27 protein-coding genes are annotated in these 24,777 nt (G+C 44.2%); 12 read left to right on the top strand and 15 right to left on the bottom strand.

What is annotated here, in order from left to right; translation table 11 throughout:
• Positions 1 to 545 precede the first annotated feature (545 nt).
• Complete coding sequence (locus QUB68_RS07010; protein ID WP_332990683.1) at positions 546 to 773, bottom strand: type II toxin-antitoxin system CcdA family antitoxin; 228 nt, start codon at positions 771 to 773, stop codon at positions 546 to 548.
• A 527-nt stretch (positions 774 to 1,300) separates the two neighbouring features.
• Here QUB68_RS07010 and lepA point away from each other — a divergent pair.
• The 3 genes from lepA to QUB68_RS07025 all read left to right on the top strand — a co-directional run bounded on the left by lepA (position 1,301) and on the right by QUB68_RS07025 (position 4,525).
• Positions 1,301 to 3,115 carry a translation elongation factor 4 gene (gene lepA / locus QUB68_RS07015; RefSeq protein ID WP_332990685.1) on the top strand — a complete coding sequence of 605 codons (1,815 nt, stop codon included), beginning with the start codon at positions 1,301 to 1,303 and terminating at the stop codon, positions 3,113 to 3,115.
• Between the two features lie 301 nt (positions 3,116 to 3,416).
• The gene (locus QUB68_RS07020) at positions 3,417 to 4,091 is read left to right on the top strand and encodes a type II toxin-antitoxin system HicB family antitoxin (protein WP_332990688.1); all 675 of its coding nucleotides are present in this window, start codon (positions 3,417 to 3,419) and stop codon (positions 4,089 to 4,091) included.
• Positions 4,088 to 4,525 carry a type II toxin-antitoxin system VapC family toxin gene (locus QUB68_RS07025; protein ID WP_332990689.1) on the top strand — a complete coding sequence of 146 codons (438 nt, stop codon included), beginning with the start codon at positions 4,088 to 4,090 and terminating at the stop codon, positions 4,523 to 4,525. The genes QUB68_RS07020 and QUB68_RS07025 overlap by 4 nt, the downstream gene beginning before the upstream one ends.
• Positions 4,526 to 4,586: 61 nt before the next feature.
• Here QUB68_RS07025 and QUB68_RS07030 read toward each other — a convergent pair whose 3' ends face one another.
• Positions 4,587 to 4,754: a ribbon-helix-helix domain-containing protein gene (locus tag QUB68_RS07030; RefSeq protein WP_332990691.1), complete on the bottom strand. Its 168-nt coding sequence runs from the start codon at positions 4,752 to 4,754 to the stop codon at positions 4,587 to 4,589.
• Positions 4,755 to 4,918: 164 nt separating this feature from the next.
• On the bottom strand, positions 4,919 to 5,110 hold the full coding sequence (locus QUB68_RS07035; RefSeq protein ID WP_332990693.1) for a hypothetical protein: 192 nt from the start codon (positions 5,108 to 5,110) through the stop codon (positions 4,919 to 4,921).
• A 105-nt stretch (positions 5,111 to 5,215) separates the two neighbouring features.
• Here QUB68_RS07035 and QUB68_RS07040 point away from each other — a divergent pair, with 105 nt between their 5' ends.
• Positions 5,216 to 5,509 (top strand): DUF433 domain-containing protein, encoded by a 294-nt coding sequence (locus tag QUB68_RS07040; protein WP_332990695.1) that lies wholly within the window; start codon positions 5,216 to 5,218, stop codon positions 5,507 to 5,509.
• Positions 5,510 to 5,594: 85 nt separating this feature from the next.
• Positions 5,595 to 5,882: a DUF5615 family PIN-like protein gene (locus QUB68_RS07045; protein ID WP_332990697.1), complete on the top strand. Its 288-nt coding sequence runs from the start codon at positions 5,595 to 5,597 to the stop codon at positions 5,880 to 5,882.
• A gap of 40 nt (positions 5,883 to 5,922) precedes the next feature.
• Here QUB68_RS07045 and QUB68_RS07050 read toward each other — a convergent pair whose 3' ends face one another.
• The gene (locus QUB68_RS07050) at positions 5,923 to 6,504 is read right to left on the bottom strand and encodes an Imm30 family immunity protein (RefSeq protein ID WP_332990699.1); all 582 of its coding nucleotides are present in this window, start codon (positions 6,502 to 6,504) and stop codon (positions 5,923 to 5,925) included.
• A gap of 402 nt (positions 6,505 to 6,906) precedes the next feature.
• Between QUB68_RS07050 and QUB68_RS07055 the strand changes: the two genes are divergently transcribed.
• On the top strand, positions 6,907 to 7,041 hold the full coding sequence (locus QUB68_RS07055; RefSeq protein WP_332990701.1) for a hypothetical protein: 135 nt from the start codon (positions 6,907 to 6,909) through the stop codon (positions 7,039 to 7,041).
• Positions 7,042 to 7,222: 181 nt separating this feature from the next.
• Here the strand turns inward: QUB68_RS07055 and QUB68_RS07060 are convergent, their stop codons facing one another.
• The 7 genes from QUB68_RS07060 to QUB68_RS07090 all read right to left on the bottom strand — a co-directional run bounded on the left by QUB68_RS07060 (position 7,223) and on the right by QUB68_RS07090 (position 13,201).
• Positions 7,223 to 7,612 (bottom strand): type II toxin-antitoxin system death-on-curing family toxin, encoded by a 390-nt coding sequence (locus tag QUB68_RS07060; protein WP_332990704.1) that lies wholly within the window; start codon positions 7,610 to 7,612, stop codon positions 7,223 to 7,225.
• On the bottom strand, positions 7,612 to 7,809 hold the full coding sequence (locus QUB68_RS07065) for a DNA-binding protein (RefSeq protein ID WP_265238791.1): 198 nt from the start codon (positions 7,807 to 7,809) through the stop codon (positions 7,612 to 7,614). The genes QUB68_RS07060 and QUB68_RS07065 overlap by 1 nt, the downstream gene beginning before the upstream one ends.
• 204 nt (positions 7,810 to 8,013) lie before the next feature.
• On the bottom strand, positions 8,014 to 10,428 hold the full coding sequence (locus QUB68_RS07070; protein WP_332990705.1) for a type IV pilin-like G/H family protein: 2,415 nt from the start codon (positions 10,426 to 10,428) through the stop codon (positions 8,014 to 8,016).
• The gene (locus tag QUB68_RS07075) at positions 10,425 to 11,507 is read right to left on the bottom strand and encodes a PP2C family serine/threonine-protein phosphatase (protein WP_332990707.1); all 1,083 of its coding nucleotides are present in this window, start codon (positions 11,505 to 11,507) and stop codon (positions 10,425 to 10,427) included. Before QUB68_RS07075 ends, QUB68_RS07070 begins: the two co-directional genes overlap by 4 nt.
• Before the next feature lie 14 nt (positions 11,508 to 11,521).
• Positions 11,522 to 12,187 carry a vWA domain-containing protein gene (locus QUB68_RS07080; protein ID WP_332990709.1) on the bottom strand — a complete coding sequence of 222 codons (666 nt, stop codon included), beginning with the start codon at positions 12,185 to 12,187 and terminating at the stop codon, positions 11,522 to 11,524.
• 55 nt (positions 12,188 to 12,242) lie between these two features.
• Positions 12,243 to 12,926, bottom strand: coding sequence for a CFI-box-CTERM domain-containing protein (locus tag QUB68_RS07085; protein WP_332990712.1), 684 nt, complete (start codon positions 12,924 to 12,926; stop codon positions 12,243 to 12,245).
• A 125-nt stretch (positions 12,927 to 13,051) separates the two neighbouring features.
• Complete coding sequence (locus QUB68_RS07090) at positions 13,052 to 13,201, bottom strand: ThiF family adenylyltransferase (protein ID WP_332990713.1); 150 nt, start codon at positions 13,199 to 13,201, stop codon at positions 13,052 to 13,054.
• A 388-nt stretch (positions 13,202 to 13,589) separates the two neighbouring features.
• On the opposite strand from QUB68_RS07090, the gene QUB68_RS07095 reads away from it, so the two are divergent.
• On the top strand, positions 13,590 to 14,117 hold the full coding sequence (locus QUB68_RS07095) for a helix-turn-helix domain-containing protein (protein WP_332990714.1): 528 nt from the start codon (positions 13,590 to 13,592) through the stop codon (positions 14,115 to 14,117).
• A gap of 184 nt (positions 14,118 to 14,301) precedes the next feature.
• Entirely contained in the window at positions 14,302 to 14,682 is a 381-nt protein-coding gene (locus QUB68_RS07100; protein WP_332990716.1) for a hypothetical protein, read from the top strand.
• Between the two features lie 73 nt (positions 14,683 to 14,755).
• Here QUB68_RS07100 and QUB68_RS07105 read toward each other — a convergent pair whose 3' ends face one another.
• The 4 genes from QUB68_RS07105 to QUB68_RS07120 form a co-directional block, all read right to left on the bottom strand.
• Positions 14,756 to 14,983: a YgiT-type zinc finger protein gene (locus QUB68_RS07105; RefSeq protein ID WP_332990718.1), complete on the bottom strand. Its 228-nt coding sequence runs from the start codon at positions 14,981 to 14,983 to the stop codon at positions 14,756 to 14,758.
• Positions 14,984 to 14,985: 2 nt separating this feature from the next.
• Positions 14,986 to 15,294 (bottom strand): DUF4258 domain-containing protein, encoded by a 309-nt coding sequence (locus tag QUB68_RS07110; protein WP_332990720.1) that lies wholly within the window; start codon positions 15,292 to 15,294, stop codon positions 14,986 to 14,988.
• 94 nt (positions 15,295 to 15,388) lie between these two features.
• The gene (locus QUB68_RS07115) at positions 15,389 to 15,673 is read right to left on the bottom strand and encodes a type II toxin-antitoxin system ParD family antitoxin (protein WP_332990722.1); all 285 of its coding nucleotides are present in this window, start codon (positions 15,671 to 15,673) and stop codon (positions 15,389 to 15,391) included.
• 327 nt (positions 15,674 to 16,000) lie between these two features.
• Entirely contained in the window at positions 16,001 to 18,829 is a 2,829-nt protein-coding gene (locus tag QUB68_RS07120; RefSeq protein WP_332990724.1) for a diguanylate cyclase, read from the bottom strand.
• A 462-nt stretch (positions 18,830 to 19,291) separates the two neighbouring features.
• Between QUB68_RS07120 and QUB68_RS07125 the strand changes: the two genes are divergently transcribed.
• The 4 genes from QUB68_RS07125 to QUB68_RS07140 all read left to right on the top strand — a co-directional run bounded on the left by QUB68_RS07125 (position 19,292) and on the right by QUB68_RS07140 (position 24,628).
• Positions 19,292 to 19,987 (top strand): class I SAM-dependent methyltransferase, encoded by a 696-nt coding sequence (locus tag QUB68_RS07125; RefSeq protein ID WP_332990725.1) that lies wholly within the window; start codon positions 19,292 to 19,294, stop codon positions 19,985 to 19,987.
• Between the two features lie 352 nt (positions 19,988 to 20,339).
• Positions 20,340 to 20,888 carry an RNA 2'-phosphotransferase gene (locus QUB68_RS07130; protein ID WP_332990727.1) on the top strand — a complete coding sequence of 183 codons (549 nt, stop codon included), beginning with the start codon at positions 20,340 to 20,342 and terminating at the stop codon, positions 20,886 to 20,888.
• A gap of 67 nt (positions 20,889 to 20,955) precedes the next feature.
• On the top strand, positions 20,956 to 22,164 hold the full coding sequence (locus tag QUB68_RS07135) for an AAA family ATPase (RefSeq protein ID WP_332990729.1): 1,209 nt from the start codon (positions 20,956 to 20,958) through the stop codon (positions 22,162 to 22,164).
• 265 nt (positions 22,165 to 22,429) lie between these two features.
• A complete protein-coding gene (locus QUB68_RS07140) occupies positions 22,430 to 24,628 on the top strand; it encodes a PAS domain S-box protein (RefSeq protein ID WP_332990732.1) in 2,199 nt (732 codons plus the stop codon).
• The last annotated feature ends 149 nt before the right edge of the window (positions 24,629 to 24,777 follow it).

The following is a 24,777-nucleotide window of genomic DNA, read 5'->3' on the forward strand; positions in this document are numbered from 1 at the left end:
TATCAGAGATTTTTAGGGAGGATGAGGGCGGGTTTTGCCTTGACAAACTGGTTTGTATCAGAGATTTTTAGGGAGGATGAGGGCGGGTTTTGCCTTGACAAACTGGTTTGTATCAGAGATTTTTAGGGAGGAGGAGGGCGGGTTTTGCCTTGACAAACTGGTTTGTATCAGAGATTTTTAGCTAAACCCGCCCCTACAAGGTACTATTTTTTTTTCGCAATGACCTACTTAATTAAACAATAAAAATTAAGATTTAGGAATTAGTAGTCTGCACAGATTAACGATCGAGTTTGAAAAATCCGTCAAGATTTAAGGCTGCGAACAACTCAAGTCTGATACTGGCGCGCACATTTTGTCCGTCACCTTGAAGAGTTCCCAGGTTTTGAGTTAGCCCAGATTGCGCTGAACAACCTGTAGCTTTCGCCGCGAAATCTGCTTTCCTCTTAAAGCCGGAGTTCGCGCGGGCGAAATTTCAGAGTCGGCAATTTCACAGACAGCAGATTTGCGCGCTCCGTCTCCGACTTTGAGAGGAGACAATCTCAACCTCAGTCGTTCCACTCGCCACGGGGCGGGACTGGAGGGTTGCGACGCAAGCTCATAGCCTGATCGTCTTCGCGGCGCTCGCCTCTGAGCCACTGCTTGATTGCTGTTTCAATGACTTTGCTGGGGTCATTCGTCAGGTGCTTAATTTGGTCTAGCAGTTCAGAATCTATATGGATAGATAGTTCCACTTTTTCTGACGAACTGTGGGATGGTATGCTTGACTCGCTCATAGTTAAAAAATCCTAGTTTTAATTCTTAAGTTTCAATTCCTTCTAGGAATTTACGCTTTTTTGTTTTGAAGGAAGTGTTTTGAAGGAAGTGATGCCCGATCCCTGGTAGAGATGCACAGCGGATCAAAACCTATACTTTTTAGATCCTTACCGTCCCGCTTCCGTTATTTGACCAAATTATTTGCTTATTGTCAAGCGCCAGCAACTTCTCAGTAATATTTTTAAGTTGGCGATCGCCTTTTCTAGAATAACCTGACTGGACTGGAGGTTTGAGGGCGAATGTTGGCGATCGGCGATATTCCCAACCGTTCAACAGCTTTTTGTACAATCACAGAGATCAATTTTTTTCCCAGCAGGGCGTTTTGACTGAAGTGGGGTTGATGAACATAGCATAAGTATAATGGATCTGTCAACCCACCGCCGATAAAAAATTAAATTGGATCTAAGTCTCTAAATGACTATAAATGACTGTAGATTGAATGAAGTTTTATAATACAACAAAAGTCAATCTTTTGCCGATAGGTTTTATGACTAACGTTCCTGTATCTCGCATTCGTAATTTTTCGATTATTGCTCACATCGACCACGGAAAATCGACCTTGGCCGATCGGCTGTTGCAGCAAACTGGAACTGTGCAGGCACGGGAGATGAAGGAGCAGTTTTTAGACAACATGGATCTCGAACGCGAACGCGGCATTACGATCAAGCTGCAAGCGGCTCGGATGAATTACACTGCCAAGGACGGTCAGGAGTACGTGCTGAATCTGATCGACACTCCCGGACACGTAGACTTCTCCTACGAGGTTTCGCGATCGCTCGCTGCTTGCGAAGGGGCGCTGCTGGTGGTAGACGCTTCTCAAGGCGTGGAAGCACAAACCTTGGCAAATGTCTACCTTGCCTTGGGAAATAATTTGGAAATTATTCCAGTTTTAAATAAAATTGACCTGCCGGGGGCGGAACCGGAACGGGTAAAAGGGGAAATTGAAGAAATTATCGGTCTGGACTGTAGCGGGGCGATTGAGGCTTCTGCTAAGGAAGGAATTGGTATTGATGAGATTTTGGAGGCGATCGTGGAATTGGTACCGCCGCCACAGGATACTGTTGATAAACCGCTGCGGGCGCTAATTTTTGATAGTTATTATGACCCTTACCGCGGGGTAATTGTGTATTTCCGGGTGATGGACGGAAGTGTTAAAAAGGGCGATCGGGTGTTGTTGATGGTTTCGGGGAAGGAATATGTCATCGATGAATTGGGCATCCTGTCACCGACACAAGTGCAAGTAGACGAACTCCACGCGGGAGAAGTTGGTTATCTGGGGGCGGCAATTAAGGCAGTAGCTGATGCTCGCGTCGGGGATACGATTACTTTGGTCAAAAAGCCTGCATCGGAGCCTTGGCCGGGTTATACAGAGGCAAATCCGATGGTTTTTTGTGGCTTATTCCCGATCGATGCCGATCAATTTCCAGACTTGCGGGAAGCTCTCGAAAAACTGGAACTAAACGATGCGGCGCTTTCCTACGAACCGGAAACTTCGAGCGCGATGGGATTTGGTTTTCGCTGCGGTTTCTTGGGTTTGCTGCACATGGAAATTGTGCAAGAAAGACTGGAGAGAGAATACAATTTGGATTTGATTGTTACGGCTCCTTCTGTGGTTTATCAAGTCACCACAATTAAGGGAGAAGTGTTAACAATTGACAATCCGAGTCACTTGCCAGATCCTCAGTATCGCGAGAAAATTGAGGAACCTTATGTGCGGGTAGAAATGCTGTCGCCGGAAACTTATGTGGGCGCGCTGATGGAATTGTCTCAAAATCGGCGGGGCATTTTTATGGATATGAAGTATCTGAGTCAGGGGCGGACTACGCTGGTTTATGAGTTGCCGTTGGCGGAGGTGGTGACGGACTTTTTCGATCAGATGAAATCGCGATCGCGCGGTTATGCGAGCATGGAGTATCACATCATCGGTTATCGCGAAAATCCGTTGGTGAAATTGGACATTTTAATTAATGGCGAGGCGGTTGATGCTTTGGCAATGATCGTACACCGGGATAAGGCTTATAATGTGGGCCGCGGCTTGACGGAAAAACTCAAGGAGTTGATTCCTCGCCACCAGTTTAAGGTGCCGATTCAAGCGACTATTGGCGCTAAGGTGATTGCTTCGGAACATATTCCGGCTTTGCGGAAGGATGTGTTGGCGAAGTGTTACGGTGGTGATATTTCGCGGAAGAAGAAGTTGCTGCAAAAGCAGGCTAAGGGTAAGAAGCGGATGAAGTCTGTGGGTACTGTGGATGTGCCGCAGGAGGCTTTTATGGCTGTGCTGAAGCTCGATCGCGATTCGTAATTTGTGTGTTGGGGCGATCGCGCGTGCGATCGTCCCTCTTGTCTGTTTCCCATTTAAATTCTATATTCGGGACGGGCTAGAAGCCCATCCCACAATTGTTTTTTCTTGTGGGATGGGCTTCTAGCCCGTCCTAGCTCTAGGAGGCACGGGTGGCCAGAAACCGGGTTTTTTACGAAAATCCTTCGTTACAGCCACGATAATCGGCAAAAAACCCGGTTTCTAGGGGTTGAAGTGCGATCGCCCTAAAGAGCTAGCAAGCCCGTTATAATTAAGGGCATACTTGTTAGTTGAATTTACTTTTATGAATACTCAAATATTACTGAAACCGTCGGCAAAGTTAGCTAATTTTTCCTTGACAGTCCTCATAGAAGAAACTGAGGGAAAATATCAGGCGATTGTGTTGGGTTTGCCCGACTGTAAAGCTGAGGGGAATACTCGCGAAGAGGCTATTACCAACATTAGCAGCATTTTGGGCGATCGCTTAGAAAAAGCTGAACTTATTTCTCTGGAGATTCAACAGCCGAAACCAGATGTTCCCGGCTTGACAGTCTTCATGGAACAGGAAACAGAGGGAAATTATCATGCAATGGTTCTAGGTTTGCCCGACTGTAAGGCTCAGGGGAATACTCGCGAAGAGGCTCTTGCAAATATTAGCAGAGTTTTGGGCGATCGGCTAGAAAAATCTGAACTTATTTATCTGGAAATAAAACCACCAAAACCCGACAATCCTTGGATGAAGTTAGCAGGTAAGTACAAAGACGATCCGCAATTCGATGATATGCTGGAGGATATACAGGCTCTTCGTCGCGAACGAGATGCCGAAGCAGAGCATCCGTGGATGAAATTTTCTGGAATGTATAAAGACAATCCGCTCTTTGATGAGGTAGTTGCTTGCATAGAAGCCGATCGCCGTCAAGTTGATGAGGACATGGAAGCATATTACCAGGAACTTGATGCGGAGTTGGAAGTGAAATGAGTTTGTGGGTACTGGATACGGATTGTCTGACGCTTTTTCAAAATGAGCATCCACTGGTAAAGTTGCGGGTTAGTCAAGTTAAGCCCAAAGAGATTGCTATCACAGTTATTACTGTAGAAGAACAACTGCGGGGGTGGTTGAATGTTATTAACCAATCTTCGCAATCCGATCGCGCGCTTTGGGCTTACAAGGGATTTCAGGATGGAGTAAAATATTTCAACAGTGTCAATGTGTTGAATTTTGACCGAGATGCTTACAACTGTTATACAGATTTGGTGCGTCAAAAAATTCGCATCGGTACAAAGGATTTGCGAATTGCAGCTATTGTGATTTCCCAAAATGCCATTTTGGTGACGCGGAATCGGCGGGATTTTGAGCGTGTACCGGGTTTGAGGTTTGAAGATTGGACGCTGGATGAGTCGGGTAGAGGGTGACTCGGGCGATCGCACTTCCAGATTAAAAATTTAAGTACGATCGATAAAGTTGTAGTTTCACTCATCTGCTGATTTGAGTTTCCCGGATGTCTTTGCTTGGTCGATCGCATCCTGAATCAGAAGGTAGACTCTCGTTGGATATCGATCGCTTTTCGAGATCGCACAACTTTTCTAATTCCTTTTTAGCCTGTGTTGGCAAAACCACTGAAATCCGTTCGCTGTCACTCATGCCCTGCAATTTGTTGGAAGTTTCCCCTATTGTGTCACCTCGTCCGTCCAGCTTGTGCCTCGAAAGTCAGTTTTATGCTTACTACTGCACATTAATGCTTACTTAGTGTTACTTTTATAGTTACACAGTTGGCGATCACACGGGTGGCCAGAAACCGGGTTTTTTCACGAAAAGACGCGCTGTAGTCCACAGAAAGAGTAAAAAACCCGGTTTCTTCGATCGTGGTGCGATCGCCAACTGTTACAGTCAACTCGTTGAGGGCGATCGGGCTTTTTGCGGAAGGGCGATCGCACTTTGGGGCGAAAGGGCGATCGCACTTTGGGGGCGACTCGGGCGATCGCTAAATCTATAAGCAACTCTGCTTCAACGTTCTACTGCTGGGATGAGTTTTGAAGATTTCACAAAAGTAGAGAATTAAATGCAGTATAATCAAAAATAAGCGAGTTGAGAGGGATAAAATTATGCCAGCTATATCAGCAGCGATTGATATTGGAACTCTGATTACTACCAATCCCAAAATTCATGGTGGCTGTCCGATTATTGCGGGTACAGCAGTAACAGTGCGACGCATTGCTTTTGATTATAAGATGGGTTTGAGTCCAGAGGAAATTACCCAAGAAATTCCTCATTTAAATTTGTCTCAAGTTTATGCTGCGTTGGCTTTCTATCATACGAATAAAGACATGATTGAAGCAGATATAGCGGCGCAGGAAGCGGAGGCTGAACGATTAGAAGCTGAATATATGGCAGGTTAACAACAGTGACTAAAATTCGTTTGTATTTGGATGAGGACTCTATTAAAAATTCACTGGTTGTTGCTTTGCGGAATGCTGGGTTGATGTGATAACTGCTGCTGATGCTAATAAGCTTAGTTGTACTGATGAGGAACAGTTAATCTGGGCAACGGAAGATAATCGGGTTATCTATAGCTTCAATGTGGGTGATTTCTGTCGCCTTCATATCCTGTATATGGTTGAGGGAAGAAATCATGGGGGAATTATCTTGTCGAAACAGCGTTACTCTGTGGGCGATCAGTTAAGGGGAATTTTGGGGTTGATAGATGCTGTTTCAGCAGAGGATATGAGGAATCAGCAGGTATTCTTGGGAACTTATATTAGAGGTGAGTAGGGCGATCGCACTTTTGGGGATTAAGGGCGATCGCACATCTCTACTTAATAGGTTTAATTTCGGCTATTGGTCGATCGTCTTGCAAGAGTACCACAATATTGCCCTGTTGAATGTGTTTAAGAAAGCTTAAAATATCCCTCTGAATTTCATCCATATTAATGTTGATAGCAGTTGCACCGGAAATAATAGATTCAGCACGCGAAGATAAAGGAGGGGATTCATTAGCAGCTATTTCTTGCAGCAAAGTGTTACATAAATCCCGATTTTGAAAATGGGTAGAATGTAACATCTCGCTATATAAATTTCTGGACAAATCCTGATTGAGAATTCCATAAAGTAGAATCAGTGTCCATTCTTTAGCATTAACAATCATCCTGTCGATCGCATCAATAAATGCCTGTAACTGGTCTTGGATTTCAAAAGACTCCAGAAAATGAATGAGTCCATACATGACTTCATGTTGTTCGCATCGGTCATCTAAAACTAGATAGAGTGCTGGCAAATATTCGCGGTTGGAATGTAGAGCTAATTCGGCGAGAGCAAAGTCAAAATTCATTGCTTCTTCATCCGATCGCATGAATTTATTAGCATTTAATATTTCTATCAATTGAGTAGCATTCATCTTGTGTTTCCCACTTTATCAAAATTACCTGACCATAACAGCTTGTTTTGTTGGATGACTTGTTGTAAATTCCGCCTAATCTGTGGTGTATACAACCCATCTTGGCGATAAATCGATCGCACATCCCACACGGCACGAGCTAGAGCTTGCCGGGGTGATAGATTAAAGTATGGTTGTCTTTGTCCGTAGGATTGTGTGCGCCGATGACGGCCACCCCTTCCTGGATGTGGCTGTTCCATCAATATAGCAATACCCTTATTTCTAGTGTAACCAGAGATTCCTATTTGTTTCATATAGGCATCAGATGGAATATGATGAGGTGTCAGGTTATCCCCTGTCCGGCGGATTTTGTTCAAGTCGCCAAATTGTCCGACTGAGCTTTCACCTGGAAGTAATCTAGGTATGTTATTTGCCACTCTTGTTTTTGAGGATGCTTTTTTTATTTATAGTGAAAAAGGCTTCGCTATTTTAATTAAATCATGGAAGATTACTTTTGGGGCGAAAGGGCGATCGCACTTGACCAAAGAAATTGCTTGAGCTAAACTAAAATCTAGTTTAATAGCACTCATGAATGGAAGCCCAGAAACCGGGTTTTTTAGGAAATACTTCCTTACACACCGTAAATTTGGTAAAAAACCCGGTTTCTTTGTCGGAGTGCGTCCATGATTATGCGACTCATTAAGATTGATAATTGTCCCAAGATTGTTTGAAGTTGGCATTAAATAGATCGATCGACAATATAAGAGCGCAACCACTCAGTAAACTCATCGCGGGCGATCGCACTTGATGCGACTTGTAAAATGATTTGTTCTTGCTCGTCTACAGGTGCAGAAATTTCAAATCCGTTCAAAACTAAAAAGACTTCCATTGCTGCGTGGCCGATGCGTTTGTTACCATCCAAGAAGGGATGATTTTTAATTAAAGCAAAGCCAATAGCTGAAGCTTTTTCTACGATAGTTGGGTAAAGTTCCTCTCCGCTAAAGGTCATGCGTGGCTGAGCTAAAGCTGACTCTAATGCTCCTAAATTGGCGATACCAGATGATCCGCCAGACTGCTCGATAATGCGACGATAAAGTTCTAAGACTTCAGTTAAAGTTAGATAGCGCATTACGCCAGTTTTTTGTAGAGTTCAGCATTTTTGTTGAGGACGTATTGCATAGCATTTTCAAAGGATGTTTCTGGCGGTGCGATCAAGTTTTCAGCGCTCATGAGTAGTAATGCTTCTAGTGATATACCCAGGCTAGAGGCTGTTTCCTGTAGCTTGAGAAGACGTTCGTCGGGAATTGTGATGGTAATGGTTTGCATTCTGTTTGTAGCTTTGACGATACGCTGAGTCTAGCACATCAGCTATTTTAGGCTGATGAAGTCCGCTCGCTGTCACTCATGCACTGCAATCTGTTGGAGGTTTCCCTTATTGTGTCACCTTGGAAGTCTAGTTTGCAATGGGCGATCGGGCTTTTGGGGCGAAAGGGCGATCGCTTCCATGAATACATAAAATATGAATATTATTTAATTGCAGAGTATTGGAGTCTCTTCACCATCGTTATCTATTAAATAACTATTATTATTGAGTACAAAAGTCAAATATCTGTATCCACACACTTCTGGGCTGCCATCTTTATAAGAATAACGCAACCAAGCTTTAATTTTCGGTCTAGTCAGCGATTTGTCGATAGGCTCCGTGCGAGTAACTTCGATATAATTAAATTTGCTGACCCATGTTTTTTGATTGTCTGCATCTGTTGAACTGTATTTTTTCCTGAAATTATCAGTTGTAAATTTTTTCCCGGCGGCCTTATTATCTTTGACTGTCAGTTCATAAAAACTCTTGAGAGTTTGCTCAGGTGTCGAACTCACAGGAATCTTTGAAGGTAAGACTTCAATATTAATTGTGTAGTCTGACTGATTGGGTGCAGAAACTTCAATAATATAATCTCCATCACTAGGCAATTGATCCTGCCATTGGGTTGCGCCATTCACAGCATTACCAATTGTTTGACCGTCAGGAGAAATAATTGCTATATTAATATCTCCCTGCTTAATTTGCACAGTCATGCGTTGTCCGCTACCGCAGTTTAGTACGTAGCGCTTTCTTTGATTTGTTGTTACGCTGTTACTAATTGTTGCTGCTGTACTACCTTTGTTAAAGCTTACTTGTTCTGTTGAATCCGAGGGTGTAGATGAAGCAGTTTGCGATCGTACTTCTTCTTGAGGGCTTGAATTCGGTGACGAACCTAGATTTATAGACTGAGGAGAACCCTCTTTAGCCTCATAACCCGCTGGACATTGAACAACATTATTGCCGGGAGATTTTTGATTAACAATTGTTGATAAATCTGGGAAAGAAGTAGAAGCTTGAGATTCTTCGCAAAAAAGTGTTGAAGTGCTATCTTTTTCACTTGCAACAATACCAACATAACCTTTGAGACCAGATTTTTTGGGTTCAGCAACAGCTACAACTACTGAATTATTAGACTTTTGAGGAATTTGATATTTATAATTGTCTGTTTCTGATTTAATTCCTAGACCTAAATCAGGAATCTTACTCGCAAAGGCAGTTTTTTCTGCAAATACAGCTTGTTGACCTTTGTTCATTGAACTTACATATTGTTTAGCTTCAGATTGTTTTGCTTTGTTGGCCTGATTCGTAAATGAAGGTAAAGCAATAGCACTTAAGGTTAATACAATCACTCCAGAGCCAATCAAGGCTTTAAATTTATCTGTTTTTTTTACAGTTTTCCCTTGTGGATGCTGTACTTGTTGTGGAGGCTGTACTTGTTGTGGAGGCTTTACTTGTTGTGAGATTGGAACGGTAACTTGTTGTGGAGGCGTTACTTTTTGCGGTATTGAAACTGGAGCTTTGGATTTAGTAGAGACATTGGGTTGTCGTATACCAGGAGGAGTTGCAAACATATCTTTACCATTAAGCTGGCGTTTTCGTTCGCACCAATAACATTTATGATAACTTTTAGCATAGTAATGCCCGCCCTCAACTGAACATTGATTTAATTCTTTAATTGCTAAATCTAATGCTATTCGCCAATCAGCAGCACTAGGTCGCGCATAAGGCTGATTATGCCCTTCATTAAAGCATTTACGAAATAACTTCTGAAGTTCAGGATGTATTATATTGATCGGCATCGACAACTTACCGGGACGCAGTTTGGAGTTTGAACCATACATCCAGTATCCATGCTCAATTAGCTGGTCGATATTGGGTGGTTTCCCACTTCCTGACCATGTTCCAGAAAAAGGATGATAGCCAAACAGTAAATGCCAAATGATTACAGCTAATGCGAAACGATCTTGAAATTCTGACCTATCTACATTTTGTACGTTTTGACCCAACATCTCTCTAGGTGTAAATTCTTGAGATGCCACAGGACTACGATAAATTTTGCCTGTTTGTCTATCTAATATTTGGAATGAATCTGTGTCTACAATAGAAACAAGCGCTTTACAATTAACTAACATATTCTCAGGCTTCAGGTCGCCAACTACATACTTATTTGTGTGAATTGCTTCAACAATTGAGGCTATATTTTTTGCTGTTGTATGCAGGTAAAGCCAGTTAAATGCAGGTGCTATTGTTTCGCGAAGATTGTGATTATATACAGATATTAGCATTTCTCCATTATCAATGACTGGCATTAAAAAACCTAATATTTTGCCATAACTATCTTCTAACAAACACTTTGGCCACGCGATTGAAACATGACCTTGCGAGCGGGTAGGATCGGCAGGTTTATTTTTCACCATCACTTGTAACTTGTCGATTTTATCTTGAGTGATGGTATGGTAAATCTTTGCTACAAACCCTGGCTTGTTTGTTTGATAAATGCTCCCTTCTCCTCCACTCTTAATATTCCCTTGATTATCGAGTTCAATCCACTCACCAGTATTTACACATTTTAAGCGTATCATAATAGTTTAAATTTTCTATCTCTCAAGAACCAAATACAGGAAATGACGGCTAAATTAAAGATGAAGTAAATCATTCTACCTAGAAAAATAGGCAAGTGTGTTTGAATTAAGCTAGAAACTAAAGTCATTACTAATGCAATGACTATAACTTTAGCTATATCTAACGACCAATGGGGTAATCCATCTATAAGTCGGGAGCTTGCTTGTGGGCGTGGTCTCGATGATGCTTCACATCTCTGTGTTGTAGCGACTTCTCTGTTGGCTTTGTCAAATGCTGAAGTCTCCGTCTGCGTTTCCCTTTGAATGCCAAAGTTACTGTAGACACACAACAACAAGGTTTTGTCATCATCAGTCTCTTGATTAACTTGTTCAGAATTCAAAAAATCCTGAATTTCCATCTCCTTTTGATTTACGGTATTTTGTGACAACATTATTTGTTCTTCCAAAGGTTTGAAAAAATTCTCAAAAGGTCTCCAACCTTCCCGCTTTACCAAAGATATATTTTCAATGCCATCGGTTGCTGCACAGATAAACTGGTAACAACCTGACTTGACATCGACTTGCATCTCCCGATCGGCATAGGAAGAAGTAACAGGGGTTGTCTCATTGGGATACCTTTTACCTTTATCTGGTCTAAAAAGTAGTTCATAATTTTCACCTGTGGAGCGTCGTACCACAATCAGTCCATCACCAACTTGCATGGCTGCCAGCCATTTTGGGGTAGCTACAAAAAGCAGTAAAGTGCAAGCTAAATCTTTTAGTGAATAACCTTCCTTTTCTGCCTCCTTTTTGAGACTCGCTTGAACTTTTTCTAAGACGGTATAAAAAATACTCCGAACTTGTTCATTACTTGGTTGTTCCTGCCAGGGCATTTTGCTCTTGATTTCAGATAGAGCTGTGTTTACTGCCAGAGCAGAACCAATTTCTGAGTGCCTAGCGCTGCCCATACCATCGGAGACAGCACCAATGATAATCTGATAGTCAGAAGAAGTTTCATACTTTGCTGCATCTTGACAGGGAAGTTTTTGATCTATGTGATAGCTTCCTTGGACACTAACACCAACAGCTTGCCATTCCATAATTTAGCTCCTATTTAAGCAGTTGTCTGGGCCCATTTGTCCGTAGGAGGAAGCGAAATTTGTTGACCTATTTGGCTTTCTGATACAATCACCATACTGTCAGATAGCCACTTAAAAAATTCCTTAAAATTCAATCCTTGGAGCATGACTGGCGGTAATTCAAGCGGAGCGATTTGTCTGAGTGTATTCATGTCAGCTCCTTGAACTCCAACTGCATAGAAAAGAAAATTACCCAAGTCATACTCCTGCCTCACACGCTGTGCGGCAGTTTTCCAAGATTCGCCATCAGTTGGTCCACCATCTGTGATTAAAATTATCCGTGGCTTATAACAAGGAATACCATAACTGTTATAAGTTTCTCTTCTACTTTCTAGCTGATTAAGTGCGGATTCAATTCCGTTACCCATTGAAGTAGAACCAGAAGCTTTCAGTTTTGGGGGATAAAACTGATCGACTGTGATAAAGTCTTGCACAGTGTTCACAGAACTATCAAAGGTTATGATGGTTACTTCCACGCGCAACGATGCTTTTCTATCTTGCTGCACTGCTTGTTTGAAAGTAACTAATCCTGCATTTAACTGATCTATTGGCATACCTGACATAGAACCAGATGTATCTAGTAGCAGCACAACCGGACAGCGCGGCTCACCGTTTTGGGCGAATTCAATATCTAATGGCATTTGTGTCTCCTAATACTATTGAATTGAAACTATAATCAAGTCTTGCTCGTTGTACTTATGGCTTAGTTATTTCTTTGATTCGCATCCAACTAGCAAGATGCTCTAGTTGAGAACGTAAAAATAGTTTGATCATTTGCTTTTTGCTAATGTAATTAGCTATGCTAGGACTAATTTTGTAGTAGAGTTTAACTAGCTGCCTACCAAAAGCATTACTCAAAAGTTGTCGATCTCTAAATTGCCTGAATGTAGTTAGATCGGGATGTCTGGAGGTTGAGTAAGCAGCCGTAGCAATAAAGCAAGAATCGCTGCTACTTTCAACTGGTTCGGATAATTCATTAATAATTTCATCGGAACTGAGTGCTATTCGGGAAGCTAAATACGTTGCAAAACTTTTAATATTTCGTCGTTCGCCGCGATTAGCTTCAATAGCATCATAGAGTTCTTTTATTGAATCATAAGATTCGGTGTATCCGTCACGGTTCCACCCCCAACCATTATCATACCAGTATTCCCTACGCCACTTTCCTTCTTGATCCTCAGTGACGTAAGCTACCCCACAAGCTGTCCTTTTATCATCCAAAAATAGATCGTGATGCAATTGGTTTTTCTGAGGCTCTGAATCCTTTGGATAGGGAAACAAGAGATCTCTTCCATCTCGGCGAGTGATTACCTCCAAGTCCCTGATACGACCGTATGGCCCATCAAAGTAGCTTAAATAAGTTCTTTGTCCTTTTGCCATAATTTTTACTCAGATTTGCCAATTATTCGGATATGCTTCGATATTTAGCTTGACTTACTCAATCCGTTAGGTAATAGTCTTGGCCTTAAATATATGCCTATCTCTAATTACCAAAATCAAAACGATCAAATGTTGCCAACTCCCAGCAAAGCCAGGTTTTTCAGCACTTCGTTACCCAGTGCGCCGCAGCCAAACACAGCCACTTTCGCTTGGGCCAATTTTTCTTGGCTCCAGTTGGGAATTCGTTTTAGCCGATCGTACTTATCGTCAGACATCAACATTTCACACTCGCTTGTTTCAGAGAGGTAGTTAAACCAAAATCTTGCATAGCAAAGCTTTGCCCGATCGCACTCACAAACATGAGCTCAATCCCCAGAAGGCGCATTGCACCCTCCTATTTATCTATCAGGGCCACATCTACAAAATTATGCAAAACCCAGAAAATAAATTAAAAAATTTCCTTACCGCCCCAGAGACTTCAACCAAAGCCCGAAGTACATCAAGTTTCAGCTTATCTCTCCTGCCAAGTCGCTAACTCTAGTCAGTGACAGTCTAAATGCAGTCTCACAAACCTTTTGACTTGTAAGTAGCACCCTTTGCCTTTCAGCTTTCACTTATAATAAACTACCTCTACATTAGATTTTCATACTTACATCAGGAATTATGTTAGGATTGCATCAGGAATTTTCGACACCTCAATCTATGGCACCCACAAACGAGCAGTTCACTCCAGCCGCCCACCAGTGGGACTTGGAAACCCTCTACACAGACTTGGCCTCGGCTAAGGGAAAACGACTCACCCCCGTTGAAAAGCTACACTTGCGGGGGTTACTTTGTGGCTACAGTCCCGGTGAAATGGCCCAAAAGCTAGGAAAAGATGCTAAAGGCGTTGAAAGTGACCTCTGCGCTAGTATCTATAAGTATGTTAAAAGTCTGATCGGCCAATGTCATGAAAAGATAGGTAACTGGAGAAATATTGCTGAATGGCTTGAGGAAGCTGGATATAAAACTAAGTCACCTGCTAAATTCCCTATTCAAGACAGTTTATCTGAAAATAGTAAAGTCAATATCACTAATATAATTTGTGATAATAATCAAATAACAATTGATGTTTTTCTGCAAATAACTGTGCCGCTACCTTCACAAGTTTTAATACAAAAGCTAGACATTGAGGACAACACAACTAATTAGATTTTTGCCGCAATCCAACGGCGCGGTAGAGTTGATGTTAACAAAATATGGAAGTGGGCGCGGCGCAGCTATCCCGTAGGGAATCGCCCGCCGCTCATTTTTTCACAAAAGTGCGATGCCTACGGTTGGCTACACGCACTTCCATAGTGCTAAGATTAAATCTGAGCATCAATCACCAACAAAAATGGCAACAATTACCATTCAAATTCCCGACGAATTGGCTCAACGTCTAGAACCTCTGCAAAATCGCTTGCCAGAACTGCTTTGGCAACTTCTAGAAGTCACTAAAAAGCCAACAACTATCGAGCCCGAAGTCAAAACTAATACCGCCGATATTCCCGCAGTTTATCGAGAAGTTTTGGACTTTTTGATCGAGACTCCAACTCCACAAGACATTGTTAGTTTTAAGGTTTCACAAAATGCTCAGACACGCCTGCAAAATTTGCTCGATAAAAACCGCGAAGCGACACTCACTCCAATGGAAATAGCAGAATTAGATGTTTACGAGCAGCTAGAACATCTGATGATTTTACTTAAAGCAAGAGCCTATTCAGCTATTCAATAAATGACTTCTACTTCAATTTCTACTAACTATAATTTTACTATAATTCCACTCCATTAAGATTCCGATCATCTCATCAATAAGCAAAAACATCCACTTCGATCGACTTGACAGGTTTGCTATCTCCGTTTACCATTTTGCGGACTCTTTCAGCCCTTTCAATACTAAAAGTTACTTCACCGCAGCGCGAACAAACCGTAGCTGGAATTTTCTCAACAACAAACAGTTTACCATTAACCCGAAACACTTCATCAACCAGATTTTCTTGTGCCTCTGTGGAACCGCAAACATGACACTGAAACATTTTTACCTCCGCTGCGAGTAGTTGATCCACTGATTTTCATCAGGCTCATAAAGGGTAATTATTTTTAGACTATCTGACTCCTTTCGGGAAACCTGTATGTGTAAAACTTTTCCCTCTCCGGTAAATCCTAAAACTAAACAGCTTGGCGAATATTTATCATCTGGGTAGTCTTCTATGATTATAGCATTTTCTCCCGCCTGTCTGATTTCTATTTCACTGATGTTACGTTCTACCATTCGCCTCAAAGCATGGACACTTACCTCTAACTCCCCGGATTGAAGTTGTTGGCGAATTTCCTCGATTGTTTTCACTCCTCCTCCTCTCGATCGAGCAATAGCCCTGTATCAATCACTATTCTCTATTTAATGTCTTGCTTGGCTGGAATTGTAAAAAAGTACCGAGCCATTATTTTACTCCCTCGGCTTGTTGCATTTGAGCTTCTATCCGACAAATATCTTCCTCGATTTCATCAAATACCTCTTCTCCATCAATCCCTTCACCGCGATCGGCTGCTTCTATCCCTACTCGGATTTTTTCCTTCAACTGGGCAAGACGCTTCTCCTTAATGCGATCGCGCTCCCACAACAACCGCAAAGCTTCCCCTACCATCTCACTTGCTGAGGAATATTTACCTTTTTTAACCTGTTCTTGGATTAACTTTTCGAGTTCTGAAGTCAAAGATATATTCATCACAATTTGCTCAGCTATCGACAATTTTATGATACCGCTTTTAATATCAGTTGCACAGTTTAATCCTTACTTTTTAGCAGCCTTAGCTGAAATGAAGTGATCGCACTCGCCACCAACAATACGTGCGATCGCCCAACCCAGACTATTCCACCAAATCTTCGATCGAGAACTTCAGTAAATCAAATAGCCCCTTCATCTTTTACCTGTTTGTCAAGTCCCTCGAACAACTGTGTTTCTTTCAGTGACTCTTTCAGCATTTGTAATTGTACTAATGAGTAAGGAGTAACGACTAAGGACTAATGACTGTTGACTACTGACTCAGGACTATTATGCTTCAAATGCGGCAACGGAAACCCGATCGCGCCCAGCCTTTTTTGCCTTATAAAGCGACTCGTCGGCGATCGCAATTAGCGTTCCCGGCTGCGACATCGGCGCCGGAATGCAGCAAGCCACACCCAAACTCAGCGTCACATATTCGCTGACACCAGACTTAGCGTGAACTATACGCAAACCCCGCACCTGCTGGTTGATAATTTCAGCAACGCAAGTCGCACCTTCGATATCCGTATTCGGCAAAACTATAACAAATTCTTCTCCACCATAACGCGCAACTAAATCAGCCGATCGCTTTACCGAACGCTGCAAAACCTGCGCCACTTGCCGCAAACACTCATCCCCCGCTTGGTGGCCGTAAGTATCGTTGTAAAGTTTGAAATAATCGATGTCGCACATAATCAAAGACAGCGGTGCTTCTTCCCTCGCCAAACGCCGCCATTCCGTATCCATATATTCAGTAAAAAAGCGGCGGTTTCTTACCTCAGTCAAACTATCATAAGTTGCCAAATACTGCAACGCTAGATTCACCTTTTCTAACTGGCCTTTCTGCTGCTGCAACTGGCGGTTGAGCACTGTCAACTGCTGTTCGGCTGCGTGGGTTCTGAGTAAATTTTTTACCCTCGCCAGCAGTTCCCTCTCGTCAAAAGGCTTGGAAATATAATCGTCAGCACCAGCATCCAAACTTTCGATCCGAGCTTCCATGCCGGATCGCGCTGTCAAAAAGATGACCGGAGTCGAACTCAATTCCGGTGTGTTCCGAATCTCCTTAAGCAAATCCAGTCCATTTTGTCTGGGCATAATTTGGTCGCTCAAAATCAAATTTGGCTGCAATTTTTTGGCTTTTTCTAAACCTTCAATCCCGTCCATCGCCACGGCGACTCGATAGTACGGAGTCAATAAAGTTTGGAGGTAAGCCAGCAGAAAATTGTTGTCTTCTACTACCAGCAACAGCGGTAATTCTCGGCTGTCTGTTGTTGATGCTTCGCCATTATTTTTGTCGTCAAAACTGTGAGATTCCGACAGCGGGGTTGGGGGTGCGATCGCCCCGACATTTCCGGCGCCGAGCTCTGGGGAGCCGAATTCAGTCAGTCCGGCCAATTGGGCGATCGCGCTCACCAACTGATTGGCTTCCACCGGCTTCGACAAATGCCTCTGAAACCCCGCAGAGAGGGCCGATGCTGAATCCTCCTCGCGAACGCCTCCGGTCAGGGCTACCGCCGGCAGCAGCTCCCTCTGCTCGGACATTTCCATGGCTCGGACGCGGCGGATCAAATCGCAGCCATCTGTTTCCGGCATCGCCATATCGCTCACCAACACGTCGGGACGCCAGTGTTCCAATTCGGCCATCGCTTCGCAGGCGCTACCCACGGCTATTACCTTGGCTCCAAATGCTTCGAGACCAGTTTTGAGAAATTCCCGGATATCGGCGCTGCTTTCCACCACCAGCACTTGCTTGGACGCTAGGGGTTTGGTAACTGAGCCCGGTCTGCTTTCGATTTGGGCGATCGCAGGAGCGCGATCGCTCGAACTGTTGCTGTGCCCCACCGGCAGCAGCACCCCAAACGTCGTCCCCTGTCCGGGCCCGGGACTTGCAGCCCAAACAGTTCCCCCGTGCAGTTCCACCAAATGCCGCACGATTGAGAGTCCGAGGCCGAGCCGGTTTTGTTCCTTGGACTGGAAGCTATCTTGGGGGCGGAAGTAGTCAAAGATGTAGGGCAGAAATTTGTGGTCGATCCCGCAACCGCTGTCGCTGAACCGTATCAAGGTACCCGACGGGGTAGGCTCGATCCGCACTGTAACTGGGTCTGGTGTCGATTCTGGGGTGAATTTGATGGCGTTGGCCAGGAGGTTCCAGACTACTTGCTGCAAGCGTTCTGCATCTGCCAAAATGTAGCTGACGCCGGGGTAGAAATGTGTTTGAATGCGGATGTTTTTGGCATCGGCGGCGGGGCGGAGGGTCTGGAGCGCCGATTCGATCACAGACGGGAGGTGAACCCGGCCGACGTTGAGCTGGACTTTCCCCCGCAGCAGCCGCGAGAGATCGAGGAGATTGTCTATTTGCCTGTTTTGTAGTTTGGCGTTGCGCTCGATGATTTCCAAAGCGCGGTTGGTGGTGGCTTCGTTTAACTTGCGCGATCGAGCTAGCTGCACCCATCCCAAAATCGCGCTCAGGGGCGATCGCAGTTCGTGGGACGCGATCGCCAAAAATTCGTCTTTTGCCTGGTTGGCGGAGGCTTGGGCTGCTTCAACGGCTTTGCGATCGGTGATGTCGAATCCGATCGCCAAATACTGACAGGGTTTTCCCTGCAAGTCCAACAGCGGAACTACTGCTGCGTACACCCAATAATCGCGGCCATTCTTGGCTTGGTGCTTAATTTCTCCTTGCCAAACTTCATTTTTGGCAACAGTTGACCGCAGATTTTTGATGAATTCCCAAGACTTGTATTCCGAGTGGAGGATGCGGAAGTGGCAGCCGATCAGTTCGGCACGCGAATAGTTAGAGATGCTGCAAACTCGATCGCTGACGTAGTTAATAATTCCTCGGGCGTCTGTCCTCACCGCCAGCGCCGAGCGGTCGATCGCTACTTTAAAATCTAAACATTCTTGCAGTGACGAATCTACTTCTTTTACCGTAGAATTTTTTTCTGGGCGATCGGGCGCGTTTGGTGGCTGGCGATCGACCAGCTCCTGGCTCCGCTGTTGGATTTCCATTGCTTCTATTTTCCCCTGACGGCTGACACCTACTCTACTCGCATCCTGATTCATTATCACTGTTTTTTTTGCCCGCACCGGCGGGTGCAATATTTTGTATCTCTTCATTTTCATGAAAAATTGGCAGGTAGCACATCCGTTGGGGAGTTACCTCAATTGTTATCTAAAGTTATGATAATTTTTGTCAATCTCAAGACATATCTTCTGCGAGCGGGGCGATCGTCCGCTGGGTGCAAACACCCAACTTTTTTCTCACAATTACCCTATTACTTGCACGCAGATCTGCCTGAAAATCTCCTCGCTGCCCTGGCTTTCAGCCCGGTGGCATTCTACCTCATCTCCACACGGCAGATATGTGTGCAGAGCTTGACAGTTCTCAATAATTGGCGGGGAAAGGGCGAACAAAGTCCGTGTTTTGCGATCGGCCGCCACTGCTGTTAAATTATTTTATTCTACATCTTGACATGGTTGTAAATATTTTGTATTATGAAATGTAATATGCTTTCAAAGGAGAGAGCAACCAAAGTGCATTTACGCACTCAGCTATTAACAGTTTGAGGAAAATCGTCTGTGAATTTGTCTATGAATTTAGATGCTGTACGCGAAAAATTTGAACAAAGCGCCTTTGATTATGACGGTTTAATTCCCCGGCTCATTCCGCACTATCGCGAGCAACACGATTTAATATTGCAGTTAATCCCTTTTGAAACCAATGCTAACATAAAAGTTCTCGATTTAGGCGCGGGGACGGGCATACTTTCTGCAATGATTTTGCAAGCATTTCCTCAAGCAAATGTCACAGCCTTTGACATGGCGGGAAATATGCTGAAAATTTGTCAAACTAACTTGTCCGATTTCCGAGAACGGCTGACATTGCAGCAGGGAAATTTCGCAGAAGATGATTTTGGCAGCGGTTACGATTTGGTAGTTTCAGGGTTGGCAATCCACCACCTCGACGACGCCGGAAAACACAAGCTATTTCACAAACTTTTTCACTCAATGAATGCCGGGGGAATCTTGCTAATCCGAGATATTGTGACAGGTGCTACTCCAAAGCTGACCGAGCAATACGAAAAATTGTGGCGGCAGTACATGAAAGCTAATGGAGAAGACGATGCAGCCTGGTTTCAAAACTATCTAAAAGAAGATATTCCCTCATCTGTGGAGGAGCAGACAAAGTGGCTTGCAGAAGCAGGTTTTGCAGACGCAGCTTGTCACTGGCGCTATCTCAATTTTGCTATCTTTGGCGGAGTTATCCCAAGGTAAAAGGCAGAGTTTTTGATGATTATCAAAACTTGTTGTACGGTGCGTCAAAAATAAATATTTTGACTGCTTGCTCAAAAAAACTTTCCCGCTCCGCACCCTACGATTAGTTAGCTTGCTACTTCTAACTGAGTTTCGATTCCGACACCCCTTAAGAATGGGGGAACCGGAAGCGCAATCAAAGTCCCCCTTAAGAAGGGGGATTTAGGGGGATCGAGATTCGCGTCTAAACGAAAGATACAAAGGATTTTAGATTTAAGCAGACCAGCTTTGACTTCACTGGCCCTTTCGCAGTGCAAACAGATTAAATAAACCAGATTTATCCACGAAATAACTCAATCAATAAAGTAAGATAGTGAACGATACCCGATTAATCAAAATCAGCAGATATCTCAGCAGACACCTGCGCCACGCGCCCTCGCGCATCGGCATTCAACTCGCGCCGGGGGGCTGGGTTCCGGTTAGCGAACTTCTCGATGCCTGCCAAAAAAATAACTTTCCTGTTCAGCTTTCCGAACTCAAGGAAGTAGTTGCAGAGAACGACAAACAGCGCTTTTCCTTCGACTCCACAGGAAATCTCATTCGTGCCAACCAAGGACACAGTGTAGAAGTTGACTTGCAATTAGAACCCGCTGTTCCCCCAGATATTTTATATCACGGAACAGGTAGGACTGCGGTCGAGTCTATTCTCAGTCAAGGAATTAGGAAAATGTCGCGGCATCACGTTCATTTGTCGGCGGATGTTCAGACGGCGCGCCAAGTAGGTGCCAGACACGGCATCCCGGCAGTTTTTGCTCTAGATGCCGCAGCAATGCAGCGCGACGGCCATACATTTTACTGCTCGGCAAACCAAGTTTGGCTGGTCGATTTTGTGCCGCCAAATTATCTCAAACTAAATGGATAAAATTTTGATTTTTTGTGTAAATTTGCGAAAAATATTTTAAAATAAAAACAAGTAGGAATTTTACAACATGAGTTCGCAAAATATGGGCGATAGCGACAACAATTTTAATCAAAACAATCCTCAAAATCGAGGGCTGCTCGGCTCTGGCTGGCGACCTCTCTACCGTCAATTCGATCTGCAACACCTGCTGCACTTAGCATCTAACGATCCCGTAGAACTCGCTCAAAAAAGTTTAGATGCAGCTAGCGATATTGCTGATGCCATGGGACGACATCAATATACCTGGTGGGCAAATATTTTAAATGTATTTTCGGAAAATACTCGTTACGAAATTGACGAGTTCTGGGATTACATTACTCCGCAGCCTGTTTACCCGGATTACCGCTACAAAGATGTTTTGGTTACGGAAACGCCTGTTGTTCAATTGGTCAGCCGCGCTAGCATTCCTATCGACTACGTTCTCAACAAACTGCAAGAGATTACTGTTTTCAAAGTTCTGGATTTGCTGGGTAAACCAGATGGGATTACGCAGTTTTTTATGGAACGGCATTTTTCTTATCCGCCGGAGCGATTTGTTAGCTGGGAACGCTTGGAAGTTTTGGGTACTGTTTATGCTTATTGGGCCCGATGCGGCTGCTGGCTGCAAATTGACAACTACGACAGGGGCAGACGCTGCTACACTCTGATTTGTAAGGATATTGCGCCGCTGGTTAGCAAGGCGACTTACAATTTAGCGGTGATTCTCAGCGGGTACAAAAGCCGCGTCGGACAGGTTCACAGTCAGTTCCCAATTCGGACTTTTTCGGCGGAAGTTCAAAGTTTTACGGATACTGTTCAGCAGGCAATTTTGGAGCGAAATCAGTTGGCTGTTTTGGTTAGCGGCACGCCGGGAACGGGCAAAACTGTGTGGGCGCAAGCGGTAGCAAAGGAGATTTTAGTGCCGCTTGGTTATGTCATTTTTATCTTAGACCATGATGCTGTGGAAAACTTTGTGCCGCCGAGTTATTTGGAGCGAATTTGCATTATTATCAATGAGGCTGATAATTTGGCTCAAGATCGATCGACCGCAGCGGCCCAACGCACTAACAAAACTGAACATATTTTGAGTTTGCTGGATGGAACTTTGTATCAAAGCGTGATGGACGAACACGGCATTCAATTTCAGCAGAAACTCGTAGTTTTGATGACGTGCAACACCACTGAAAGATTAGATCCTGCAATGTTGCGGAAAGGCAGAGTGGATTTTACCAGTGAATTTACGCACAAATTTGTTTGAGCGAGTACCTAAAGTTTTAAGCTATTTGGGTAATTGGACTGGCTGCACATCCTCAAATACCGAGCAATTATGAAGATTTCTTCAGAATTGACAAGTTTGGGGAAGAATTTCTTCAGTACCTATAGACACATCCCCATCAAAAATGGTATTAATGATGGGTGACACCCTCTATGGGTGTCGCCCGAGAGAGCAAATCAGGGGAACAGCATTTTTGGTCTGAAACAGAATTTTTCAAACTTGACAGCTATGGAGGAAATCCCAAACCGTGCAAACACTCGCCAGTTCAGCAACAAAGTCGGAGACTGGGAAGGTATGCCGACGGGACAATCCCGATCGCCCACCAACACCCGCAGAGGCAGCCGTGTCCGAGAGTAAAGATGGATTTCGGCGGTTTGTGGAGCGCTCCGCCGACGCCGTGGCAATGGTAGACTGTGAAATGCGCTATCTGTCGGTTTCCTGTCGCTGGGAAACAGATTGCGGGCTCGGCGGCGGCGAGGCGATCGGCCGCTCTCATTGGGAAGTCTTCCCAAATCTCCCGGAATGTTGGCAGCAAAACGCCCGCGCCATTTTGGCTGGAGTGTTGGAATACAGCGAGTTTGTGGCAGGGCGATCGCCCGCATCTGTAGCAGGACAAATCGAAGGCGGGGTCGGCGCGTCGGTAAAATGGGTATTTCAACCGTGGAAAAATAGCGAAGGTGCGATCGGCGGTTTGATCCTGTTTGCCGAAAAGATGGCCCAAACAAATTGCGACAATAAATGCACGTCCGAGGTCAAAAGCCCGCTGTTAGAAACCAAACAGCAACTAACTGAAATTGCCCTCGATAATGCTGCTGATACAGTTTTTTTCACTACCTCCGACGGTCAAATTTGCTACGCTAACCAAGCCGCTTGCCATCTTTTCGGCTACTCGGAATTAGACCTGCTAAACCTGACAGTTAGCGACATCGATTCGCAGTTGTCAGCATCTGATTGGCCCGCACACTGGGAGCAACTGAAGCAGCAAAGCAACCTCACTTTTAAAACCACTTATAAAACCCAAGACGGCGCTAGTTTTCCTGTCGAAGTTAAAGTCAATTATTTAGAATACGGGGGCTGCGAATACCGCTGCGCGATCGCCCGCGACATTTCCGCTCGCCTCGCAGCAGAATCATCGCTTTTAGAGGCGAAAGAGCAGCTTCAAGCTGTCTTGGACGCTGTGCCCGGATTAGTTTCTTGGGTAAGTTCCGATTTGCGCTACTTGGGAGTAAACCGACATCTAGCTAGCGCTTACCAAATGCCTGCGGAACTATTTACGGGTCAAAAAGTAGGTTTTTTAGATACAAGTCCCAAATTTAACGATTTAGTATACGAGTTTTTTGCCAGCACCGAAAAGAAGATATCTCAAGAAGTAATCGCGAATATTAGAGGAGAAAATAAAACTTATTTAATTGTAGCTCAAAAATACCAAAAAAGTACGGCGGCGGTATTTGTGGGATTGGACATTACCGAAAGCAAACAGTCTCTTTTGGCTTTGCAAGAATCGGAAGAACGTCTGCGGCAGCAAGCGGCAAAATTAGAGCAAACGCTGTTAGTTTTGCAGCGCACTCAAACGCAGCTTATTCAAACAGAAAAAATGTCATCTCTGGGGCAGTTAGTGGCAGGAATAGCGCACGAAATTAACAATCCAGTTAGTTTTATTTCAGGCAATGTCAGCCACGCTAATGGTTACATTCAAGAACTGCTGCGTTCGATCGACCTTTACCAAAAGTATTATCCCCATCCCGTGCCGGAAATTGAAGATTTGATGGAAGAATTAGACTTAGAATTTATCAAAAAAGACTTGCCAAAACTGCTAAATTCAATGAAAGTCGGTTCTGAAAGGATTCGGGATGTGGTGCGATCGCTCCGGTTGTTTTCGCGTACAGACGAAGCCCAAATGAAGCCCGTGGATATCCATGAAGGCTTGGACAGCACTGTGCTGATTTTGCAAAATCGCCTGCAAGCTAAAGGCGGGCGCCCGGGAATTTCTCTATTTAAGGAATACGGGAATTTGCCGCGAGTGTGCTGCTATGCGGGACAGTTAAATCAAGTGTTCATGCACTTGTTGACAAATGCGATCGACGCTTTGGAAGAAGGGGGGAGAAATTCTGAAAAGTATGGTATAATGCGAAGTCAGTCTTTGTTGTCTGCGAGCGGCTCGGGAGCTGAAATATTCAATCCCGAAATTCGGATTCGGACGGAAGTGATAGGGGAAAACGAAGTGGCGATCGCCATTAGCGACAACGGCCATGGCATGACTGAAGAAGTCCTCGGCTGCATCTTTGAACCTTTATTTACCACTAAATGTCAGGCGACGAGCACTGGTTTGGGATTGGCCATCTCCCAGCATTTGGTAGTAGAAAAGCATGGCGGTGAGTTGCAGTGTGTTTCTCGTCCGGGACAGGGAACTGAGTTGATTGTTAAAATTGCGATCGGTAAGGATTAATTGACCTCATTCAAAGCTGTAGTTATTGTTTTAGGGTGCGTCAGGACTGAATGTGGCGATCGTCTGATCAAGAATTTTATACTAAGCAGCACCCTACAATATCTAACTGAAATCTCAAATCTACTGATTGATTTATAACGGGGAAAACT

Source organism: Microcoleus sp. A006_D1 (assembly GCF_036702805.1).
Taxonomy (GTDB): domain Bacteria; phylum Cyanobacteriota; class Cyanobacteriia; order Cyanobacteriales; family Microcoleaceae; genus Microcoleus.

What these genes read in the sequence shown, in the direction of transcription:
- QUB68_RS07010 (WP_332990683.1), bottom strand. Translation starts at nt 773, where the DNA reads ATGAGCGAGTCAAGCATACCATCCCACAGTTCGTCAGAAAAAGTGGAA.
- lepA (WP_332990685.1), top strand. Translation starts at nt 1,301, where the DNA reads ATGACTAACGTTCCTGTATCTCGCATTCGTAATTTTTCGATTATTGCT.
- QUB68_RS07020 (WP_332990688.1), top strand. Translation starts at nt 3,417, where the DNA reads ATGAATACTCAAATATTACTGAAACCGTCGGCAAAGTTAGCTAATTTT.
- QUB68_RS07025 (WP_332990689.1), top strand. Translation starts at nt 4,088, where the DNA reads ATGAGTTTGTGGGTACTGGATACGGATTGTCTGACGCTTTTTCAAAAT.
- QUB68_RS07030 (WP_332990691.1), bottom strand. Translation starts at nt 4,754, where the DNA reads ATGAGTGACAGCGAACGGATTTCAGTGGTTTTGCCAACACAGGCTAAA.
- QUB68_RS07040 (WP_332990695.1), top strand. Translation starts at nt 5,216, where the DNA reads ATGCCAGCTATATCAGCAGCGATTGATATTGGAACTCTGATTACTACC.
- QUB68_RS07050 (WP_332990699.1), bottom strand. Translation starts at nt 6,504, where the DNA reads ATGAATGCTACTCAATTGATAGAAATATTAAATGCTAATAAATTCATG.
- QUB68_RS07055 (WP_332990701.1), top strand. Translation starts at nt 6,907, where the DNA reads ATGTTATTTGCCACTCTTGTTTTTGAGGATGCTTTTTTTATTTATAGT.
- QUB68_RS07060 (WP_332990704.1), bottom strand. Translation starts at nt 7,612, where the DNA reads ATGCGCTATCTAACTTTAACTGAAGTCTTAGAACTTTATCGTCGCATT.
- QUB68_RS07065 (WP_265238791.1), bottom strand. Translation starts at nt 7,809, where the DNA reads ATGCAAACCATTACCATCACAATTCCCGACGAACGTCTTCTCAAGCTA.
- QUB68_RS07070 (WP_332990705.1), bottom strand. Translation starts at nt 10,428, where the DNA reads ATGATACGCTTAAAATGTGTAAATACTGGTGAGTGGATTGAACTCGAT.
- QUB68_RS07075 (WP_332990707.1), bottom strand. Translation starts at nt 11,507, where the DNA reads ATGGAATGGCAAGCTGTTGGTGTTAGTGTCCAAGGAAGCTATCACATA.
- QUB68_RS07080 (WP_332990709.1), bottom strand. Translation starts at nt 12,187, where the DNA reads ATGCCATTAGATATTGAATTCGCCCAAAACGGTGAGCCGCGCTGTCCG.
- QUB68_RS07085 (WP_332990712.1), bottom strand. Translation starts at nt 12,926, where the DNA reads ATGGCAAAAGGACAAAGAACTTATTTAAGCTACTTTGATGGGCCATAC.
- QUB68_RS07090 (WP_332990713.1), bottom strand. Translation starts at nt 13,201, where the DNA reads ATGTCTGACGATAAGTACGATCGGCTAAAACGAATTCCCAACTGGAGC.
- QUB68_RS07095 (WP_332990714.1), top strand. Translation starts at nt 13,590, where the DNA reads ATGTTAGGATTGCATCAGGAATTTTCGACACCTCAATCTATGGCACCC.
- QUB68_RS07100 (WP_332990716.1), top strand. Translation starts at nt 14,302, where the DNA reads ATGGCAACAATTACCATTCAAATTCCCGACGAATTGGCTCAACGTCTA.
- QUB68_RS07105 (WP_332990718.1), bottom strand. Translation starts at nt 14,983, where the DNA reads ATGTTTCAGTGTCATGTTTGCGGTTCCACAGAGGCACAAGAAAATCTG.
- QUB68_RS07115 (WP_332990722.1), bottom strand. Translation starts at nt 15,673, where the DNA reads ATGAATATATCTTTGACTTCAGAACTCGAAAAGTTAATCCAAGAACAG.
- QUB68_RS07120 (WP_332990724.1), bottom strand. Translation starts at nt 18,829, where the DNA reads ATGAAGAGATACAAAATATTGCACCCGCCGGTGCGGGCAAAAAAAACA.
- QUB68_RS07135 (WP_332990729.1), top strand. Translation starts at nt 20,956, where the DNA reads ATGAGTTCGCAAAATATGGGCGATAGCGACAACAATTTTAATCAAAAC.